This window comes from Dechloromonas denitrificans (assembly GCF_020510665.1).
Classification (GTDB): domain Bacteria; phylum Pseudomonadota; class Gammaproteobacteria; order Burkholderiales; family Rhodocyclaceae; genus Azonexus; species Azonexus denitrificans_B.
The window spans coordinates 33,772-53,641 of the sequence record NZ_CP075187.1; the positions used below are offsets into that span (position 1 = coordinate 33,772).

The following is a 19,870-nucleotide window of genomic DNA, read 5'->3' on the forward strand; positions in this document are numbered from 1 at the left end:
GCACTCATGACCCGCTTTGCCCCCGTTTACCGTGCTCTGGGCATGATCATCATGCTTTTCGGCCTGACCATGCTGGCGCCGCTGATTCTCTCGTATGCGACCAATGACGGTGCGCAGGCGGTATACGACGAGTCTTTTGGCTTGACCATGTTGAGCGGGGCTTTCCTCTGGTACCGCTATCGCAATTGCAAACGCGAGCTGACCATTCGCGACGGGTTTTTAATGGTCGTGCTGGTCTGGTCGGTTCTGCCTGCCTTTGCTGCCATACCGCTGATGCTTCAACTCGGGATCAGTCATACCGACGCCTATTTCGAAACCGTTTCCGGTTTGACGACGACCGGATCGACGGTGCTGTCGAATATCGATCAGCTACCGATGTCGATCAACCTGTGGCGTCACCAACTGGTCTGGGTTGGCGGCATGGGGTTGATCGTGCTGGCCATTGCCGTGCTTCCTTTGCTCGGGATTGGCGGCCGCCAAATGTTCAAGGCCGAGACGCCCGGTCCGATGAAGGACGCCAAGATGACGCCGCGCATTGCCGAAACGGCCAAGGGACTGTGGCTGGTTTATCTCGGCGTGACGGTTGCCTGTTGCCTCTCCTTCCGTCTGGCCGGGATGAACTGGTTCGATGCGGTTTGCCACACTTTTTCGACGATGGGTTTGGGCGGCTTTTCAACCCACGATGCGAGTTTCGGCTATTTTGATTCGCCGGCCATTGAAGCGGTGGCGATTGTATTCATGCTGATTGCCGGGATGAATTTCGGCACCTTGTTCCTGGCTGTCAGCGGCCGTTCCCTGCGGCCCTATCTGCAGGACCCGGAGGCCGGCTGGTTTATCGGTGTGACGCTGGTCAGTATTTTCGTTGTCGCGGTCTACATCTGGAAAGACGGAATTTACGCCGATCTCGACACGGCTATGCGCCATGCCGCCTTCAATCTGGTTTCAATTGCGACGACGACCGGTTTTGCCAGCGTCGATTTCGCCTTGTGGCCGATTTTTGCGCCCCTGTGGATGCTGTTTCTCTCCAGTTTTGCGACCAGCGCCGGGTCGACCGGGGGCGGCATCAAAATGATGCGTGCCCTGCTGCTCTACAAGCAGGTCTATCGGGAATTGCTGCGGGCGATGCACCCGAGCGCGGTGTACAACATCCGGATCGGTGGCCAGGTTGCATCGCAGCCTATCCTGTTTGCAGTGCTCGCCTTTGCCTTCATGTACATGGTCAGTATTGTCTCGTTGACCCTGGTGCTGGCTTTCACGGGGCTGGACATCGTTACCGCCTTTACCGCAATTGTCGCCAGCGTGAACAACACCGGGCCGGGTCTTGGCCTGGTTGGCCCATCGACAACCTATGAAGTACTGGAGGATTTCCAGACCTGGGTCTGCATTTTTGCCATGCTGCTCGGGCGTCTTGAAATTTTTACCCTGCTGGTGGTGCTGACCCCGGCTTTCTGGCGTAAGTGACCGCAGCCCCAGAAAGGCGGATAATTCCGCCTTTCGATTTTTCAGGCGGAACCCACCGTGAGCCGACCCAAGAACGACACCTTCCTGCGCGCCCTTCTCAAGGAGCCGACCGAATACACCCCGCTCTGGCTGATGCGTCAGGCCGGTCGCTATCTGCCCGAATACTGCGAAACGCGTAAGCGGGCAGGCAATTTCCTGAATCTGTGCAAGTCGCCGACGATGGCCTGCGAAGTCACCCTGCAGCCGCTGGCTCGCTATGATCTGGATGCCGCCATTCTGTTCTCCGACATCCTGACCGTGCCGGATGCGATGGGCCTGGGTCTTTATTTCGCCGAAGGTGAAGGGCCGCGTTTCGAGCGTCCGTTGCGCGAGGAATGGGCGATCAACAACCTGACCGCACCGGACCCGTACGAGCACCTCGGTTACGTGATGGATGCCGTTTCCGAAATCCGCCGCGCCCTGGATAACTCGGTGCCGCTGATCGGCTTCTCCGGCAGCCCGTACACGCTTGCCTGCTACATGGTCGAAGGCCAGGGTTCGAGCGATTTCCGCCATATCAAGGGAATGATGTACAGCCGGCCGGACCTGCTGCACAAAATTCTGTCGGTGACGACCGAGTCGGTGATTTCCTACCTGAATGCGCAGATCGATTCCGGCGCCCAGGCGGTGATGATTTTCGATACCTGGGGCGGTTCGCTATCAAATGCGGCCTACCAGGAGTTCTCGCTGCAATACATGCAGCGCATCGTGGCCGGCTTGAAGAAGGAAAAAGACGGCCAGCGCATTCCGAGCATCGTATTCACCAAGAACGGTGGCCTGTGGCTGGAAAAAATTGCGGCCATCGGCTGCGATGCCGTCGGTCTCGACTGGACGATCGACATTGGCGAAGCCCGCCGTCGCGTTGGCGACAAGGTTGCGCTGCAGGGTAACCTCGATCCGAACGTGCTGTTCGCCGGGCCGGAAGTCGTGGCTGCCGAAGCCAGGAAAGTGCTCGACAGCTTTGGTGCCGGCAATACCGGTCATGTATTCAACCTCGGCCACGGTATTTCGCAATTTACGCCGCCGGAAAGCGTGACCGCCTTGGTTGAAGCAGTGCATGGACACAGTCGTTTATTACGTAAGTGATAGCATAAGTGGGGTGGGAAGCTTGACTTATACACAGAGTTTTCCATCCCGCTCATGATTTTGTCGGGAAACCACTTGACACATCGCGCTTTAGTCAAGTGATTGAATTTATTAAGTTTGTTGTCTTGCCTAATATTTCGGCAAAGTAACGAAATCCTTACAGAATCGTTACTTGGCGCTCACTTCCAAAAGAAACTCACAAAGTTATCCACAGTTTTTGTGGACAAGCTGAAAAACCCTTTTTCTGTAATGGGTTACAGCGTTTTTGGAGAAACCCGACTTATCCATGCCTGTTTTGCGTGTTGCTCTCGATCTGCCTTTGCACCGCTTGTTCGATTATCTCGATCCAGCAGCGTCGACCGCAGCCATTGGCCGGCGCGTGCGCGTCCCATTTGGCCGGGGTGAGAAACTCGGCGTCATTCTTGACGTGGTGGATGAGAGTGACTGGCCGCTTGACCAGCTAAAACCTGTAAGCCAGATACTGCAAGACTTGCCTCCCTTGCCTGCCGATTTTCTAAAGCTCTGTGAGTTTGCCAGCGCTTACTATCAGGCTGCGATCGGCGAAGTGGTCATGCAAGCCTTGCCGGCAGGTTTGAAACGGATTGATCCGCCGGCCCGCCGCAATGCTCGGGCGCGACGTTTGCCGGATCCATCCAGTTTGCCGCAACTGACCGAAGAACAGGCACAAGCTGTCGAGGCAGTCGATGTACCCGCCGGATTTTCAGTCCATCTGCTGCATGGGGTGACCGGTAGCGGAAAGACCGAGGTTTATCTGCGCTTGATTGATAAAGCCCTGGCGCTTGGCAAACAAGTCCTCTTGCTCGTGCCGGAAATCAACCTGACACCACAGCTTGAAGGGCGGGTGCGTGCCCGATTTGTCGATACCAGCGTTGTTGCGTTGCACAGCGAACTGGCCGAGGCTGCCCGTGAGCGCAACTGGCGGGCGGCATTCTCGGGAGAAGCCCGTATCGTGCTGGGTACCCGGCTGGCGATTTTCACACCGATGCCTGAGCTTGGTCTGATCATCATTGATGAGGAGCATGATCCCTCTTTCAAGCAACAGGATGGAATGCGCTACTCCGCCCGGGATGTTGGCGTGTTCCGGGCCCGCCAGCTTGGCGTTCCGATTCTGCTTGGTTCGGCGACGCCCTCGCTTGAATCCTGGGCCAATGCCAAGGGCCAACGCTACAACCTGCTCAGTTTGCGCGAACGGGCCAATCCTGATGCCAGCCTGCCGACAGTCCATTTGGTCGATACGCGCAAGGCTCCGCTCAAGGAGGGTGTCAGTCAGCCACTGATTGCCGCGATCAGGGAGCGTCTGGCGCGCGGCGAGCAGAGCCTGGTCTTTCTCAATCGGCGCGGTTATGCCCCGGTGCTGGCTTGTACTGCCTGTGGCTGGGTTTCGCGGTGCAAGCGGTGTGCCGCAAACATGGTCCTGCACCAGGCGGATCGCCGCTTGCGCTGCCACCACTGCGGTTTTGAATATCGTGTTCCCAAGGCCTGTCCGACTTGTGGCAACCAGGATATCCTGCCATTTGGGCGCGGTACTCAGCGGCTTGAAGGATGGTTGGTCGAGCAGTTTCCGGAAGCGCGCATCCTGCGTGTTGATCGTGATTCGGTCAAAAGCCGCAAGCAGTGGGAAGCGGTGCTTGAGAAAATCCATGGTGGTGAGGCGGATATTCTGGTCGGCACGCAAATGCTGGCCAAAGGCCATGATTTCCCGAAACTGACACTGGTCGGGGTGCTTGGCGCTGATTCGGCCTTGTTTGCCGCAGACTGGCGCGCGCCGGAACGTCTTTTTGCCCAGTTGATGCAGGTTGCCGGACGGGCCGGGCGAGCTGAACTGAAGGGCGAGGTCCTGATCCAGACCCAGTACCCCGATCACCCGCTTTATGCGGCGCTGGTGGCGCACGATTACCCCGGATTTGCCGAAACCCTGCTCAAGGAGCGTGAGCAGGCAGGCTTCCCGCCTTACGCCTTTCAGGCGATGTTGCGGGCCGAGGCGCCGGACATGGCGGATTCGATTGCCTTCCTGACGGCGGCAGCAGCCGTTTCGCTGATTGCCGAGCACGAGAACATCATGGTTTATGACCCCATCCCGATGAAAATGGCCCGGCTGGCCAATCTGGAGCGTGGGCAGTTACTCGTCGAATCGTACTCCCGGCCTGCATTGCAGACGTTCTTGCCGTATTGGCGCGAGGCGATTCAAGGCATCAAGGCGCCGTCGAAATTGCGCTGGCACATTGAAGTCGATCCTTACGAATTATGACCGGCACGGCCCTTGCAGGGGAGTTCTCCCAATTGTGCAAGGAGAGGGTCATGAAAATTCAGGAATCGAACGTTCAGTTGTCGGCTAGTCACGACACCCAGTACACCCGTAGCACTGAAATCTCGTTCGAAAGTAACTTCCGTCAGGTATTCGCCGGTGTTTCATCGACGGCCGGGGAGGATGCCGCGGCGGCCCGGGAGCGCGTTGCGACGCTGCTTAAAAACCTGGTCGATGCGATCATGGCTGCGGTCAACGGTAAAAAATGCCCGGAAAACCTTGCCGCCACGATACAGGGTTTGCCGTCTGACAAAAACCAGGCAAGTCCGAGCCAGCTTGGTTTTCAGTGGCACAGCCGGATGAGCGAGCGGGTATGCGAGTCAGAAACAACGACGGTTTGTGCCAGCGGCCGGGTGAAGACTGCGGATGGCCGGGAAATCGACTTCAGCATGGTGACTGAAATGGCTCGCGAATTTAAAAGCGAAAAAGTCGATGAGGAATCGGGAAGCATCGTTCTGCATGATCCGCTGATGTTGTCGTTCGATGGCAAGGCCGTTGAATTGACGGATCGGCGGATTGATTTTGATCTTGATGCCGATGGCTGTGCCGAACAAATTCCCGGGGTGGGCGCCGGCTGTGGTTTTCTGGTCTTTGACCGAAACGGGAATGGCAAGGCGGACAACGGGCACGAGTTGTTTGGTGTGGCGAGCGGTAACGGGTTTTCCGACCTCTCGGCCCTTGATGCTGACCACAACGGCTGGGTCGATGAAGCCGATCCAGCTTTCAAGCAGTTGGGCATCTGGTCGGGCGAACATTATTCGAGCCTGGCCGAGCGTGGTATCGGGGCGCTTTACACGGCTGCGGTCGACGCCCCATTTTCGCTGAAAACGGCATCGAATGAATTACTTGGCCAGATCAGGGCGGCCGGGTTGTATCTCGCCGAATCGGGTGAGGTCGGCCGGATGCAGCAGGTCGACCTCGCCAGTTCAGCGTTGTCGGCTGAAGAAAAGCCAGCCCAGGGAGAGCAACTGGCCGCCTAGCAGGGTCAGGAAGGCTGCGCGGAAGGCTGCGTCACCCGACCAGCCTCCGTGCTGAAGATTGTCCACCAGTATGCCGATACCCCATTGGAGACCAAAGGCCCCGGCAAAAACCAGCAGATTGAGCGCCGTATTCGCCCGCCCCGAGAGTGCAGCGGGAAACGCTTGTGCCACCAGGGCATAAGAGACATTCGAGAGCGAAAAGCAGGCGGCCAGGATCGGCCAGATGAGACTGCCACCCAGGGTCGGGAAGAATGTGATCGACGCAAGGAGGCCGATCGCCAGCGTCATCGACCAGCGATAAATACGGTCAAGCGAAATGCCCCGGCGCAGCAAGGCCGTCGAAAAGAACCCCATGAACAGGAATCCGCCCAGCATGGCGGCGCTCATCCAGGTCAGGCGACTGGCAATGGCTGCGGCTTCCAGGCCTTCCTGAACCGACATCCAGCGTGTCGCCCAGAGTCCTTGGACCGCCATGAAGCCCCCGGTAAAACAGAAGCCCATCGGCGCATAGCGCCAGAAATGCCGGCTGCCGAAGATCGACTTGACGCCGGCCAGTTGAGCGGCGAAGCCATCGCCCTTGCTTTCACTCGTTTTGTCGGGGGCGAAGGTCCATAGTGCCGCAGCGACGAAAAGTGTTGTGACAGCGAGCCCAAAGGCAATTTCCCGCCAGCTGGCAAAACCTAGCGCCAGCTCCAGTGGTTTTGAGGCGGCCAGCGCGCCCAGCCCGCCGGAAGCCATGATCCAGCCGGTCAGTGAGGCTTGTCGCTCAACTGGAAACCATTGGGCGAAGGCTTTGAACGAGGCCATCAGGCAGGCCGAAACGCCCAGCCCGATCAAGGCCCGGCCCGTTGCCAGTCCACCCAGCGTGTCGGAAAGCGAAAAAATGGCAGCGCCGGCTGCGGCCATCAGCAGGAGCCCGGCTTCGACTCGCCGTGGTCCGAAGCGGTCGAGTAGCATACCCAAGGGTAACTGGGCTGCGCCGAAGGCAAGAAAATAGGTGCTGGTCAGCAAGCCCAGCGCATTGTCGCCCAGGTTGAGTTCGCGTGCGAGAACCGGGCCGATGACTGCATTGGCCGTGCGATAGAGGTAGGAGAGGAAGTAGCCGGCGGCAAAAGGCAGGAAAAGCCGGATCCAGAGTTTGCGGGTATCGATGGTGTTCACTGGTTTTCAGGTTTCACGTGGAACGCCGCTTTGCGGCTGGGTCAGGGAGGTATTGCGCCGCAACCAGTCGGCACGCGTACGAATTTTACGTTGCCAGTCAGCGGCGATGCCGGCAGTGTCGGCCAGTTTTTCAAGGTCGGCTGGGTCTGGGCGATGGGCCTGGCAAAGCTGCATGGCATCGGCCAGCGTCGGGCTGTCGAGCGATTCAAGGCTGTGCAGTTCGTCGTCCGGTTTGACGATGCCGGGTTGTACAACCCGCCAATACCAGCCGGTTAGCGAATTTTCAGCAATGAAGGCGGCCATGCCATCGCTGGAAAATCGGGTGTCGATCTTCCAGCAGGGATTGCGCGGTTGGCAAACTTGAAGGCGGGCGGTGCCGAGTTGATAGATCTCTCCGACCCGGACGTTGCTTTCGTCGAGTTCGACCGTCGATATGTTTTCGCCCAGGCTGCCGGGTTGGAGCGCTGCGGCAGCTTCGGGGAATTGTTCTGCCAGTCGCTGGTAATGTCGTGCCGGATAAAGGTGTACGGCTTTTTCAGGCCCGCCATGCACGCGCTTGTCGGCCTGTTCATCCCCGGCAAAACCGGTGAGTGTCAGTTCAAGCGTGTCGGTGACAGGCTGTTTGTAAATGCCGGTCGGGCGTCCTGAGTCGGCAAGTGGGCGAATGCCGCCGATGAAAAGTGAAATTTTGGCCATGGTTGGTGAATTGTGCCATCAATTCCACAACCATGCGGCGCCGCGGACCCCCGAGGAATCCCCATGTTTGGGTGGCTCGAAACGTGTCTGGAAAACATCCGAAAAGATATGTGGACCGCAGCAGGCAGGTAAATTCCGATACAGCCGGGTCATTTTTGACAGCCCCCCACCCAGAACGATGACTTGCGGATCAAGAATATTGATCACCCCGGCAAGCGCCTTTCCCAGGCGTTGCTCGAAGCGCTGCAGCGTACCCTCGCACGCGGCATCACCGGCGCTTGCCCGACGATCGATTTCGGCAACATCGAGCTGTTGACCGTGGCGATTGAAATGCTCGCGAACCAGCGCCGGGCCGGATAGATAGGATTCAATGCAACCCTGTCGTCCGCAGTAGCAATCCGGCAAGGGGAGATCATCCAGCGCCGGCAGGGGCAGGGGGTTGTGCCCCCATTCTCCGCTGATGGCATTGGCTCCCCGGATGACCTTGCCATCGATGACGATACCGCCGCCGACGCCTGTACCGAGGATGATGCCGAAAACGATTTCAGCGCCTTGCCCGCTACCGTCAACCGCTTCGGACAAGGCAAAGCAGTTGGCATCGTTGGCCAGGCGGATTTCACGCTGGAGCACGGCTTGCAGGTCGCGACGCAGGGGCTTGCCGTTCAGGCAGGTCGAGTTTGCATTCTTGATCAGTCCGCCTGTGGGTGACTCGGTGCCGGGGATACCGATACCGACACTACCGCGCCGTCCCAACTCGGCTTCGGCGGCTTCGACGAGTCCGGCCAAGGTCATCACGGTTGCCATGTAATCCCCCTGAGGGGTTACCGTGCGGCGACGCAACAAAGTACGGCCATCATCGCCCAGGGCAATGATTTCGATCTTGGTGCCGCCCAGGTCAATGCCGATGCGCAATGTTCAGACCCGGACAGCAATGCCCTTCACATTGCCATAGGTTGTGGTCAGGGTGCGCAACACACTGCCCCCCGCCTCAAGCAGCAACATGAAGAGATTGCGTTCGGTATAAAGCGAAACCGGGCCGCGAATGTTGTATTTGTCGGCCAACTCCGGCGACAGTTCGGCGAAACGCTCGTTGATGATCTGGTCGCGAGCGGCATAACCTTCGCTGAGTTCCGAATGCAAACCAAGGATCGAGAGATAAAGTTTTCCGCCGATCTTGAGTTGGTGCAGCATTTGTCTGACGACTGTTTTTGCCTCGTGGTAGGGCAGGTGGCAAAGTCCGCGACGTGAAATGATCAGGTCGAAAGGGGCGTTTTGCGCTGTGGCGGGAAATTCCGGGAAGTCACAAGGAACAAAACGGATTTCATCCGACAGCCCGGCGGCCAGAATGCGGCCTTCAATCTCGCGCTGCAACTCAGGCTGATCGGCCACGGTGACGCGTGCCCCCATGCGGGCAAATTTGATGGCGACTTCACAACGGCCAGCCGGTATGACCAAAACGGAAACTTCCCGGTCTACCCGCTGGCGTTTGATGCATTCCTCAAGCGCCAGGCGCTCAAGCTCATCTGTCCCTGTCTCCAAGGGATTGGCGGTAATATGTATTGTCATTTGAACTCTCCCCCTTGAGTTCATTTTGCATGATTGCCGGCTGATCTGACAACCCGAAAGCCGGGCAGTGAAAGGAAATAAGCATGCTTGTCCGATTTGTCTCCAGTGAGACGGGTGAAGTGTTGATGTTTGCTGAAACGGCGGCTGCCTTGTTGCAGGCGATCGGCAAGGAAACCACGGCACGGGGCGTTTTTACCCCGCCGGAAATGCCGCTTGCAGCTGAAAAACTGCGTCAGGCAGTGGCGCAGTCGGAAGACCCGCCGGAGGATGAGGAGCTTGATGAGAAGGGCAAGAAAAAGCCACCGGTGGTTGGGTTTCGCCAACGTGCCTGGCCATTGATCGACATGCTTGAGCGAACCGGGCGCACCGGCCGGGACGCCAATATCATCTGGGAAGCGCCACAGGCTTTCTAGTCGGCCAGGCCGACAAGGCTAGAGCCCGAAACCGGTACGAATGCCATCGATGACTTCGGTCAGTGCCTGTTCGTATTGCTCGAAAACCGATTCAGCCGGGGCCTGGACAAGATGCAATTGCTGCTCCAGGGCCAGGGCTGCTTCCTGCAATCGGGTGGCACCGATTGATCCGGCCAGTCCCTTGGTGCTGTGGGCACGCCGTTCGGCCTCACCGAAATCCTGCCCGGCAATTGCTTTACGGATGGCTGCTGCTTCATCCGCAAAGCGTCCATGGAAGTCGCGCAGGACTTTCTCATAGAGTTTTGGCTTGTTCATCATCCGCTTCAAGCCGATTTCCTGATCAATGCCTGGCAATTCGGGAAGTGCTTCAGCGGGGGGCATTGGGATTGTCCCGGTCGACATCTGTGTTGGCGCCATTTCTGCTGTCGGTTTCCATTGTGCGAGCTTGGTTTGAAGTAGGGCTGGATCAATCGGCTTGGTGATGAAGTCATTCATGCCGGCGGCCATGCAGCGCTGGCGTTCTTCATCCATGGCATGTGCCGTCATGGCAATGATGGGCAGGCCAGGACAGCGCCCGCTGGCCCGGATTCTTCGAGTTGCTTCGAGACCATCCATTTCCGGCATCTGGATATCCATCAGGATGACATCGTAGGTCTTTCCCTCGGCGAGCAATTTGTGCAGGGCCCGCTCGCCGTTATCAACGGTTTCAACCGTGGCACCAAACGATTCAAGCATTTCGCAGGCGATCAGTTGATTGGTCGGTATGTCTTCGGCCAGCAGAACGCGTAAACCGGCCAAAGGTGCCGTCATTGGCTTTGTGGTGCCTGGACTGTGAATTTCCCGGGTTGCCAGCAATTTATTGATCTGGGCTGCCGTAACCGGTTTGTTGAGCACGGTGTCGAAAATGTCGAGGCGCGGGTCGGTATCGAGTGTTGTTGTGTCGCTGGCGGTCACCATCACCAAACGGGGAGGCTTGGGAAGCAAGTTACGAATGGCTTCGGCAAGTTCCAGCCCATTCATGTCGGGCATGTTCAAATCGATGGTAATGCAATCGAAGGCCGATGGTGTGGAGATTTCCAGGAGGGTGAGTGCTTGCTTTCCTGATTCGGCGACGACAGTACTGCAGCCTGATTTCTCCAGTAGCCTGGCGAGTACGGCCCGGGCCAGGGGATTATCATCGACTACCAGGGCTCGCCGCAGGCCAGGGCGTAGTAAATCACCCTGTGCGGCACCGATGCCGAGCTTGACGGTAAAAATGAAGGTACTGCCAGCACCTGGCTGGCTGCTGACTTCGATATGACCCTGCATCATTTCGGTCAGGCGCTTGCAGATCATCAAGCCGAGTCCGGTTCCGCCGAATTTTCGCGTGATCGAACTGTCGGCCTGACTGAATGCCTGGAACAGCTTGCTTTGCTGCTCGGCAGACATGCCTATCCCGGTATCCTTGACCGAAATTTCAAGTTCGACCTGTTTTCCTTGGCGCGCAACCTGGCGGATAAAAACCGAGACTGAGCCGGTCGCGGTGAACTTGATCGCATTGCCGATCAGATTGATCAGCACCTGGGCCATGCGCAGCGAATCGCCGACCAAGCTGGCGGGCACATCCGGTTCAACCAGATACTGCAATTCGAGCCCTTTTTCCTGCGCCCGCTGGATCAGGACTGCCGTCACGTTGTCGAGTACTTCATCGAGCAGAAATTCAGTATTCTCCAGCAGCATCTGACCGGCCTCGATCTTTGAAAAGTCGAGGATGTCGTTGATCAGGCCAAGCAGCATCTGGCCGGCGCCGTGGATACGCGAAACATAGTCCCGTTGCTTGCCGGAAATATCGGTTTTGAGCAGCAGGTGGGCCAGGCCGATCACGGCGTTCATCGGTGTCCGGATTTCGTGACTCATATTGGCCAAAAACTCGGCCTTGGCGTTGGCCGCCTTTTCAGCCAGCCGCTTGGCTTCGAGCAGGGCGATTTCAGCTTGCTTGCGCTCGGTAATGTCCTGCAGGGTTTCAATGGCGCCGATCACTTCATTTTGCTGGTTGCGCAAAGGCGCGGCAGTGAAGAAAAGCCAGCGGTTGAATTTGGCGAAATAACTCTCCGACTCGATTCCCTCAGGAACAAGTTTCGAGTAACTGTAGCTGTTGGCGTAAAGCTGGTTGACCATGTCACCATCTTTGCCGATGACCAGATCGGCCATCACCGGCCTGGGATTGGGATAAAACGCCTGCCACTGATTTTGGGTCCCGATCATCTGGCTGGCTGGAGCGCCGATGATCTGTTCGCAGGCCTTGTTCCAATGTGTAATGGTATGGCTGGCATCGATCACAAAGGTCGGGACAGGGCTGCCATCGATGATCTGGGCCAGCGAGTCACGGGTGCCTTCCAGTTCCAGGGTGCGCTCCTGAACCAGCCGTTCCAGATCTTTGCGATGAAGCTCAAGCTCGCGTTCGGCCTGGATTTTTTCCGTAACGTCACGGACAAAGAGAACAATCCCGGTCGACTTGCCGCGATAGTCCAAAATGGTGGTGAATGCGATGGCCGCCTCGAAAGGTTCGCCATTGCGCCGCTGCATGCGCAGTTGGCAATTGGCGATCAGGCCGGCAAATTCGTCGGGATTTTCAATAAATGCCGGGCGGCCTGATGTCTCGCCGGTGGTGCACAGCAGATCGGTAATGCTGGTGGTGTCAAGGTCATCGAGCTCATTCAGTCCAAATAGCTGGTGTGCCTGTTGGTTGGCCATCTGCAGCTTACCGTCCAGACGGGTCAGCAGAATGGCATCCGGCGAGGTTTCCACCAGCGTGCGATACGTTTTCTCGCTTTTTTCGAGCCGTAGATGGGCCGAGTGCGCCTCCGTCACATCCTGGACAAGTGAGAGGATGCCGAGCAGTCCTCCGCCTGGATTGCGCAAGACCACGTTGTGCCAGGCGCACTCAAGCAGCAAGCCATTCTTGCCAATGACCGGGCTGGTAAAGTTGCCATTGCCTGTTCCCCGGATCAGCGCCTTGATGCAATCGCTGAAGGCGGCGTGAAGATCTTCTGGCAACAGCAACTGATGTACTTTCTTGCCGACGACTTTTTCTGCCGGCCAACCGAAAATATCCTCGGCACGACGATTCCACTCGGTGATGTGCCCCTGCTTGTTCCACAGGATGAAGGCCAGCGGGGTCGTGTTGTAGAGGGCCCGGTAGCGTAACTGGCTGTCACGCAGGGCGGCTTCGGTCTGCTTTTGCTCGGTGATGTCGCTAAACGTGAAGATCGTCGGGGTGGTATCGCTTGCCGGAGGACGAGTCTTGACGTCGAACCATGACCACAGGCCGGAGGCATGGCGCAGGCGCAAGGTGAAGTTGCGTCGCTCGGTGCTTGTCGTGGTTGACGGGGGGGCGAGCAGCGCGGCAAGTTTCGGGCGATCTTCCGGATGCGCGAGATCGAGCCATTCTGTTGCGCTGCGTGGCAGGGCCGTATCGCTGCACCCGAGCAGGTGATGAAAATTGACTGAGCGTAGCGACGTGGGCGACCCGGGTGACCAGACCCAGCATGCAACACCGGCAATTGCCAGTGCTTCTTCCAGAGCCTCGATCGAAAGGTTGCTGGAGGGGGACATGGTGCGTCGCAGCCGCTATGTGCTCAGAACAATTCGATGTCGTCGCTCTTTTCTTTCATCTCGGACATGAACTGATCGACGGCATCCTGAACCGGCGTACCGGTCATGACGGCTTCGAACATGGCGATTTCTTCGCGGGTCGAATATTTCGATTTGATCCGGTTCTGGAGATCGACCCATTCGCCCGGATTGAACAGCCGCTGGCGGTCAGCGACCAGATCGCTCAGATCACCGAGGCTGAGGCCGACGTGGGCCAGGCGCTGGACCAGCTTGTCGTAGAACTGGAAGGCGATGATGGCTTGATGCACCATGCTGGAAACATGGTCTGAAACGCCGCTCAGGTTTTGCTTGGCCACGCCGACTTCACCTTGGTCGGGCAGCGTCTGGACGGTTTCGGAAATCATCCGCATATAGCCGGCCATGGTGGTGAAGGAGTCCGTCAGCACTTCGACCGACGTATTGCTGTCCTTCATGGCCGTTTCGATCTGAACTGCCGAGAGTTCAAGCATCAGAACGGTTTCGCGAACCTGGCTCCAGTTCAGGTCTGGCTGGTGGGCACTGGTCCCGCGGGGTGAAAGTGTCTCGTCGGTCATAGGCTGGATTCTCTGGTCTGAGGCCAACGACTATAGCGCAATTTATCGCTGGTTTTCTATTAAAACGTAGTATTTGCGGACGGTTTCAAGCACTTCGAAGCTTCCTGTGAAGCCGCCGGGAATGACACAGGCTTCACCGGCCGAGAATGTGCTGGCTTGCCCGTTTTCATCGGTGATTCGCAAACGCCCCTCAATGACGCAGAAAAATTCATCTTTGCCCGGAGCAAAGGCAATTTTCCAGGCACCAGGTTCGCATTGCCAGATGCCGGCGGATACCTGCCCCGTGGCAGCCAGGAAATGTTCATGCGTGGTGCGTAGCGGATTGCCTTGCAGCAGGCGCTCCGGCCGTGGCCGATCGTAGCTGGGTTCCGGCGTGGTGGCAGAGAAAACGGTCAGGGCGGGCATTGGGGTGTTTTAACGGAATCGGTCCGGAATCAGCGTTGCCGGGCAAAATGATTTGAAGGCAGGTATCTTAATTTGCCACGATAATTCTCGCATGCGATTTATCTACTTACTGGTTTTGGGCCTTTGGGCGGCGTTGACCGCGCAAGCCGGCGAACTGCCGATGATTGCGATCGATGTCGGCCATGGCGTGCGCGACTCTGGCGCAATCAGTGCGCGCGGGCGCAGCGAGTTTGCTTTCAATCAGACATTTGCCGCGGTACTGGCCGAGGCTGTCGACCAGCGCAGATTTCCTTTGCGCAAGGTGAATTTTGCCGGGGATATCGGCAGTCTTGTCGCGCGTCCGATACAAGCCAGGGATAGCGCCTTCTTCATCTCGATCCATCATGACTCGATCAGCGAGCAATATCTCAAGCACTGGGATTGGGACGGGCAGGAAACCAGCTACACCGACGTGAAGCGTGGCTACGGCATTTTTGTTTCGGCCCAGAATCCCGATCTGGCAACCAGCTTGCGTTGCGCTTCGGCGATGGGCAGTCAGTTGCGGCGTGCGGGGTTTGTTCCGACGCCATGGCACGGCCGCAAACACCTGGCGGCAGATGCCGAAAATGGCGTGTGGTACTACGACAATCTTGTGGTGCTCTACCGCACAACGCTGCCGGCCGTACTGTTTGAAGCCGGCGTGATCAAGCACCGCGAAGAGGAACTCGAACTGCTCGATCCGGAACGTCAGGCGCGGATGGCCGATGCCCTGGCAACGGGGATCGCCGCTTGCCTGTCGGTCAGAGAAAAATCGGCTCCGGGGTCAGGTCGACCGCAAAACGTGCCCTGACATCGCTCTGCACGGCAGCCATGGTCTGTTTGACATCGTTACCTGTTGCGCCGCCGTGATTGACCAGCACCAGCGCCTGTTTTTCATACATTCCGACCGGGCCGAGTCGCTTGCCTTTCCAGCCCGCCTGCTCGATCAGCCAGCCGGCCGCCAGCTTGACCCAGCCATCGGGCTGCGGGTAGCGCGGCAAGGTGGGATGCTCGGCGGCAAGCCGATCAGCTTTTTCGCGGTCAACGACCGGATTGTGGAAAAAACTACCGGTATTCGGTATTTGGGCCGGGTCGGGGAGTTTGCGCTGGCGGACGGCAATGACCGCTTGGGCGATATCCTGTGGCGTCGGGTTGGCAATCTGGCGGACCGCCAGTTCCTGGGTGATGTCGGCGTAGCGTGTATTGGCTTGCCAGGCTTTAGCCAGACGGAAAACAACGGCGGTGATCGCCATTCGGCCACTCAAATGCCAGCCTTGTTGCTTGAACAGGCTATCACGATAGGCAAAACGGCTGGCATCGCGGTCGAGCGTGGTAAATGCCTGTTTTTCGAAATCCCAGGCGGTGAGTGACTCAAGACAATCGCCGGCCTCCAGACCGTAGGCACCAATATTCTGGATGGGCGCAGCACCGACCGTGCCGGGAATCAGCGACAGGTTCTCCAGGCCGGGCCAGCCTTGTTGCAAGGTCCACTGGACGAAGTCGTGCCAGTTTTCACCGGCGCCGGCTTCGATGTACCAGGCATCGGCATCTTCCTTGAGCAGGCGTTTGCCAGGGATGGCCATGTGCAGCACCAGGCCATCAAAGTTGCCGGTCAAGACGAGGTTGCTGCCACCACCGAGTATGAAACGCCGTTCCTTGCCCGGCATTGCGGCGGTCAACTGGGCTGGATCGCTGATTTTCAGATAGCCGGCCGCCTGCCCGGGAAGGGCCAGGGTGTTGAAGGCGCGGAGGTCGACATTGTGCTGGATGGTCATGGATCTTTGGGCAAAGCTTGCTCAAGCAAACAAAAGCTGCGGTCGACGTTGGCTCGACCGCAGTTTGGCTCGGCCGATCAAAGCAGGGGGGCCAGCCAGTATTCGGCATCCTTCTGCGTCATGCCTTTGCGCTCAGTCCAATCGTCGAGCTGGTCACGGCCGATTTTCGGAATGGCAAAGTAGCTGGCTGCCGGGTGTCCGATGTAGAAGCCGGAAACGGCCGCTGCAGGCGTCATCGCGCAGGATTCGGTGAGATGCATGCCGGCGTTGGCGGGAGCGTCGAGCAAGGCAAACAGGGTGCGCTTGGCCGTGTGATCCGGGCAGGCCGGATAACCGGGGGCCGGGCGGATGCCCTGGTATTGCTCGTTGATCAGCGCATCGTTATCCAGCTTTTCATCCGTCGAATAGCCCCAGTAGTGAGTGCGTACTTCAGCGTGGAGCCATTCAGCAGCGGCTTCGGCCAGACGGTCGGCGAGAGATTTGAGCATGATTGCCGAATAGTCGTCATTGGCTTTTTCGAATGCTGCGACGTGTTCGTCGATCCCCAGGCCAGCCGTCACGGCAAAGGCGCCGGCATAGTCATTTTGGCCGACGAAATCGGCCAGCGCGACATTGAAGCGTCCCTTCGGCTGTTTGTGTTGCTGGCGCAAACCGACCCAACGCGCCAGTTCTTCGCTGCGCGACTCGTCGGTGTAGAGCACGATGTCCTCGTTCTCGCCACGTGCCGGATAGAGGCCGAACACGGCTTTCGCGGTCAACCATCGTTCGGCGACGATTTTGCCCAGCATGGCTTGGGCATCGGCAAAAAGCTGGCGAGCCGTTTCACCGACAAGCTCGTTCTGCAGAATGGCTGGATAGCGACCCGCCAGATCCCAGCTTTGGAAGAAGGGCGACCAATCGATATACGGCACCAGTTTGTCGAGATCGATGTTCAGCGAATGACGGCCCGGCTGCTTCGGAGTAACCGGGGTATGAACCTCGTTCCACGTGAAACGGTTGGCCCGGGCTTCGGCCAGCGTGACCAATGTGGCGCCCTTGCGGCCGGCATGCTCGGCGCGCACGGTTTCGTACTCGGCAACGATTTCGGCCATGTAGCCATCGCGCTGGTCGGTGGACAGCAGCTTGGTGGCGACGCCGACGGCGCGCGAGGCATCGGGCACGTAGACCACGGCACCTTCGGTATTGGGGGCGATCTTGATCGCGGTATGGGCGCGGCTGGTCGTCGCGCCGCCGATCAGCAGCGGCTGCTTCATGTTCAGGCGCTGCATTTCGCTGGCGACGTGGGCCATTTCCTCGAGCGACGGGGTGATCAGGCCGGACAGACCGATGATATCGACACGGTGTTCGAGGGCCGCCTTCAGGATGTTGTCGCAGGAGACCATGACGCCGAGGTCGACGACGTCGTAGCCATTGCAGCCGAGGACGACGCCGACGATGTTCTTGCCGATGTCGTGCACGTCGCCTTTAACGGTAGCCATCAGGATCTTGCCCTTGGAGCCGAGGCCGGTGCGGCTCTTTTCCGCCTCGATGTAGGGCAGCAGGTGGGCGACTGCCTGTTTCATGACGCGGGCCGACTTGACGACCTGCGGCAGGAACATCTTGCCGGCGCCGAACAGGTCGCCGACATGGTTCATGCCGGCCATCAGCGGGCCTTCGATGACGGCGAGCGGCGGCTTGCCGGCGGCTTCGAGCTGGGCGCGCACCTCTTCCGTATCGGCCACGACGAAATCGGTGATGCCTTTAATGAGGGCGTGTTCCAGGCGCTTTTCGACCGACTGTTCGCGCCACGAAAGATCCGGGCCGCTGTCCTTGGCCTTGCCTTCCTTGACGGTCTGGGCGAAATCGACCAGCGCCTCGCCGGCGCCCGGATGGCGGTTCAAGACGACGTCCTCGACCTTGTTGCGCAGTTCCAGCTCAAGATCGTCGTACACACCGAGCATGCCGGCATTGACGATGCCCATGGTCATACCGTTCTGGATGGCGTGGTAAAGGAAAACGGTGTGGATCGCTTCACGCACCGGATCGTTGCCACGGAAGCTGAACGACACGTTGGAAACGCCGCCTGAAATGTGGGCGTGCGGCAGGTTTTGCTTGATCCAGCGGACCGATTCGATGAAATCGACGGCGTAGTTGTCGTGTTCCGGAATACCGGTGGCGATGGCGAAAATATTTGGGTCGAAGATGATGTCTTCGGCCGGGAAGCCGATGCTCAGCAACAGTTCGTAGGCGCGCTTGGAAATCTCGGTCTTGCGGGCGAAGGTGTCGGCCTGGCCCTTTTCGTCGAAGGCCATGACGATCACTGCAGCGCCGTAGCGGCGGGCCAGCTTGGCCTGCTCAAGGAACTTGGCTTCGCCTTCCTTCATCGAGATGGAATTGACGATGCCCTTGCCCTGGATGCACTTCAGGCCGGCCTCGATGACTTCCCATTTCGACGAGTCGATCATGATCGGCACACGCGAAATATCCGGCTCGGAGGCGATCAACTTGAGGAACTTGTCCATCGCGGCGAGCGAATCGAGCATCGCCTCGTCCATGTTGATGTCGATCACTTGGGCGCCGTTCTCGACCTGTTGGCGGGCGACGGCCAGTGCATCGTCGAAGCGGCCTTCGAGGATCATCCGGGCGAAGGCTTTCGAGCCGGTAACGTTGGTCCGCTCGCCGACATTCACGTAAAGGGAATCGGCGCCGACATTGAACGGTTCAAGGCCGGAGAGACGCAGCTTCTTCTCGATTTCCGGCACTTTTCGCGGGTTGACCGCAGCAACACGCTCGGCGATGACGCGAATGTGATCCGGCGAGGTGCCGCAGCAGCCGCCGACGATATTGACGATGCCTGTCTTGGCCCAGCTTTCGATCTCGTCGGCCAACATTTCGGGCGTTTCGTCGTAGCCGCCGAAGGCATTCGGCAGGCCGGCATTCGGGTGGGCCGAGACGAAGCAGTCGCAAACGCGGGAAAGTTCCTCGACGTACTGGCGCAGTTCGTTGGCGCCCAGTGCGCAGTTCAGGCCGAAGGAGAGCGGCTTGACGTGGTTCAGTGAATTCCAGAAAGCTTCGGCCGTCTGGCCGGAGAGGGTGCGGCCGGAAGCATCTGTAATCGTGCCGGAAATCATCACCGGCCAGCGGCGGCCGGCGTTGTCGAAGAATTGCTCGATGGCGAACAGCGCCGCCTTGGCATTCAACGTGTCGAAGACGGTTTCGACGAGCAGGATGTCGGCGCCGCCTTCAACCAGGCCCCTGATCGCTTCGACGTAGTCGGTGACCAGCGCATCGAAGGTGACATTGCGGTAGCCCGGATCATTGACGTCCGGCGAGATCGAGGCGGTGCGGCTGGTCGGGCCGAGGACGCCGGCGACGAAACGCGGCTTGGCCGGGTTGGCGGCGGTGAATTCGTCGCACAGCCGGCGGGCCAGCGCGGCGCCTTCAAAATTCAGTTCGTAGACGATGGCTTCAAGCTTGTAGTCGGCTTGCGAGACGGCGGTCGAATTGAAGGTGCAGGTTTCGAGAATGTCGGCACCGGCTTCGAGGTATTCGCGGTGAATGCCGCCAATCACGTCCGGCCGGGTCAGGACCAGCAGGTCGTTATTGCCCTTGAGGTCGTGCGCGTGATCGGCAAACCGCGTGCCGCGGTAGTCGGCTTCCTGCAACCCGTGGCGCTGGATCATGGTGCCCATGGCGCCGTCGAGGACGAGCAGGCGTTGCTGGAGCAGGGCGGATAGTTCGGCGGTACGGTCGGATTGCATCTGGATCACCTCGGCAA

General features: G+C 58.7%; 15 protein-coding genes. 6 read left to right on the plus strand and 9 right to left on the minus strand.

Going from position 1 to position 19,870, the window contains the following annotated elements; translation table 11 throughout:
• Positions 1-6 precede the first annotated feature (6 nt).
• The 4 genes from KI614_RS00130 to KI614_RS00145 all read left to right on the plus strand — a co-directional run bounded on the left by KI614_RS00130 (position 7) and on the right by KI614_RS00145 (position 5,892).
• The gene (locus KI614_RS00130; RefSeq protein ID WP_203468104.1) at positions 7-1,461 is read left to right on the plus strand and encodes a TrkH family potassium uptake protein; all 1,455 of its coding nucleotides are present in this window, start codon (positions 7-9) and stop codon (positions 1,459-1,461) included.
• Between the two features lie 57 nt (positions 1,462-1,518).
• Positions 1,519-2,586 (plus strand): uroporphyrinogen decarboxylase, encoded by a 1,068-nt coding sequence (gene hemE, locus KI614_RS00135; RefSeq protein ID WP_203468105.1) that lies wholly within the window; start codon positions 1,519-1,521, stop codon positions 2,584-2,586.
• 286 nt (positions 2,587-2,872) lie between these two features.
• Positions 2,873-4,855 carry a primosomal protein N' gene (locus tag KI614_RS00140; RefSeq protein ID WP_226407043.1) on the plus strand — a complete coding sequence of 661 codons (1,983 nt, stop codon included), beginning with the start codon at positions 2,873-2,875 and terminating at the stop codon, positions 4,853-4,855.
• Between the two features lie 50 nt (positions 4,856-4,905).
• On the plus strand, positions 4,906-5,892 hold the full coding sequence (locus KI614_RS00145; RefSeq protein WP_226407045.1) for a hypothetical protein: 987 nt from the start codon (positions 4,906-4,908) through the stop codon (positions 5,890-5,892).
• Here the strand turns inward: KI614_RS00145 and KI614_RS00150 are convergent.
• Genes KI614_RS00150 through KI614_RS00165 form a run of 4 tightly spaced genes read right to left on the minus strand, consistent with a single transcriptional unit; the run spans position 5,839 to position 9,315 of the window.
• Positions 5,839-7,053, minus strand: coding sequence for an MFS transporter (locus KI614_RS00150; RefSeq protein WP_226407047.1), 1,215 nt, complete (start codon positions 7,051-7,053; stop codon positions 5,839-5,841). The genes KI614_RS00145 and KI614_RS00150 overlap by 54 nt on opposite strands.
• A gap of 6 nt (positions 7,054-7,059) precedes the next feature.
• Complete coding sequence (locus tag KI614_RS00155; RefSeq protein WP_226407049.1) at positions 7,060-7,749, minus strand: MOSC domain-containing protein; 690 nt, start codon at positions 7,747-7,749, stop codon at positions 7,060-7,062.
• Positions 7,750-7,767: 18 nt separating this feature from the next.
• Positions 7,768-8,661, minus strand: a complete 894-nt coding sequence (locus tag KI614_RS00160) for an ROK family protein (RefSeq protein WP_226407051.1) — start codon at positions 8,659-8,661, stop codon at positions 7,768-7,770.
• A 3-nt stretch (positions 8,662-8,664) separates the two neighbouring features.
• Positions 8,665-9,315 (minus strand): class I SAM-dependent methyltransferase, encoded by a 651-nt coding sequence (locus KI614_RS00165; protein WP_226407053.1) that lies wholly within the window; start codon positions 9,313-9,315, stop codon positions 8,665-8,667.
• An 83-nt stretch (positions 9,316-9,398) separates the two neighbouring features.
• On the opposite strand from KI614_RS00165, the gene KI614_RS00170 reads away from it, so the two are divergent.
• Positions 9,399-9,728 (plus strand): DUF1840 domain-containing protein, encoded by a 330-nt coding sequence (locus KI614_RS00170; RefSeq protein ID WP_226407055.1) that lies wholly within the window; start codon positions 9,399-9,401, stop codon positions 9,726-9,728.
• A gap of 18 nt (positions 9,729-9,746) precedes the next feature.
• Here the strand turns inward: KI614_RS00170 and KI614_RS00175 are convergent, their stop codons facing one another.
• From KI614_RS00175 to KI614_RS00185, 3 genes are read right to left on the minus strand one after another with little or no spacing between them, the layout of a single operon-like run.
• A complete protein-coding gene (locus KI614_RS00175; RefSeq protein WP_226407056.1) occupies positions 9,747-13,322 on the minus strand; it encodes a PAS domain S-box protein in 3,576 nt (1,191 codons plus the stop codon).
• 23 nt (positions 13,323-13,345) lie between these two features.
• Complete coding sequence (locus tag KI614_RS00180; protein ID WP_226407057.1) at positions 13,346-13,915, minus strand: hypothetical protein; 570 nt, start codon at positions 13,913-13,915, stop codon at positions 13,346-13,348.
• 42 nt (positions 13,916-13,957) lie between these two features.
• The gene (locus tag KI614_RS00185) at positions 13,958-14,320 is read right to left on the minus strand and encodes a cupin domain-containing protein (RefSeq protein ID WP_226407058.1); all 363 of its coding nucleotides are present in this window, start codon (positions 14,318-14,320) and stop codon (positions 13,958-13,960) included.
• Between the two features lie 91 nt (positions 14,321-14,411).
• On the opposite strand from KI614_RS00185, the gene KI614_RS00190 reads away from it, so the two are divergent.
• Positions 14,412-15,149, plus strand: coding sequence for an N-acetylmuramoyl-L-alanine amidase family protein (locus KI614_RS00190; protein WP_226407059.1), 738 nt, complete (start codon positions 14,412-14,414; stop codon positions 15,147-15,149).
• Here the strand turns inward: KI614_RS00190 and murB are convergent.
• Positions 15,100-16,113, minus strand: coding sequence for a UDP-N-acetylmuramate dehydrogenase (gene murB / locus KI614_RS00195; RefSeq protein ID WP_226407060.1), 1,014 nt, complete (start codon positions 16,111-16,113; stop codon positions 15,100-15,102). The two genes, KI614_RS00190 and murB, sit on opposite strands and share 50 nt — an antisense overlap.
• A gap of 77 nt (positions 16,114-16,190) precedes the next feature.
• Complete coding sequence (gene metH, locus KI614_RS00200; RefSeq protein WP_226407061.1) at positions 16,191-19,853, minus strand: methionine synthase; 3,663 nt, start codon at positions 19,851-19,853, stop codon at positions 16,191-16,193.
• Positions 19,854-19,870 lie beyond the last annotated feature (17 nt).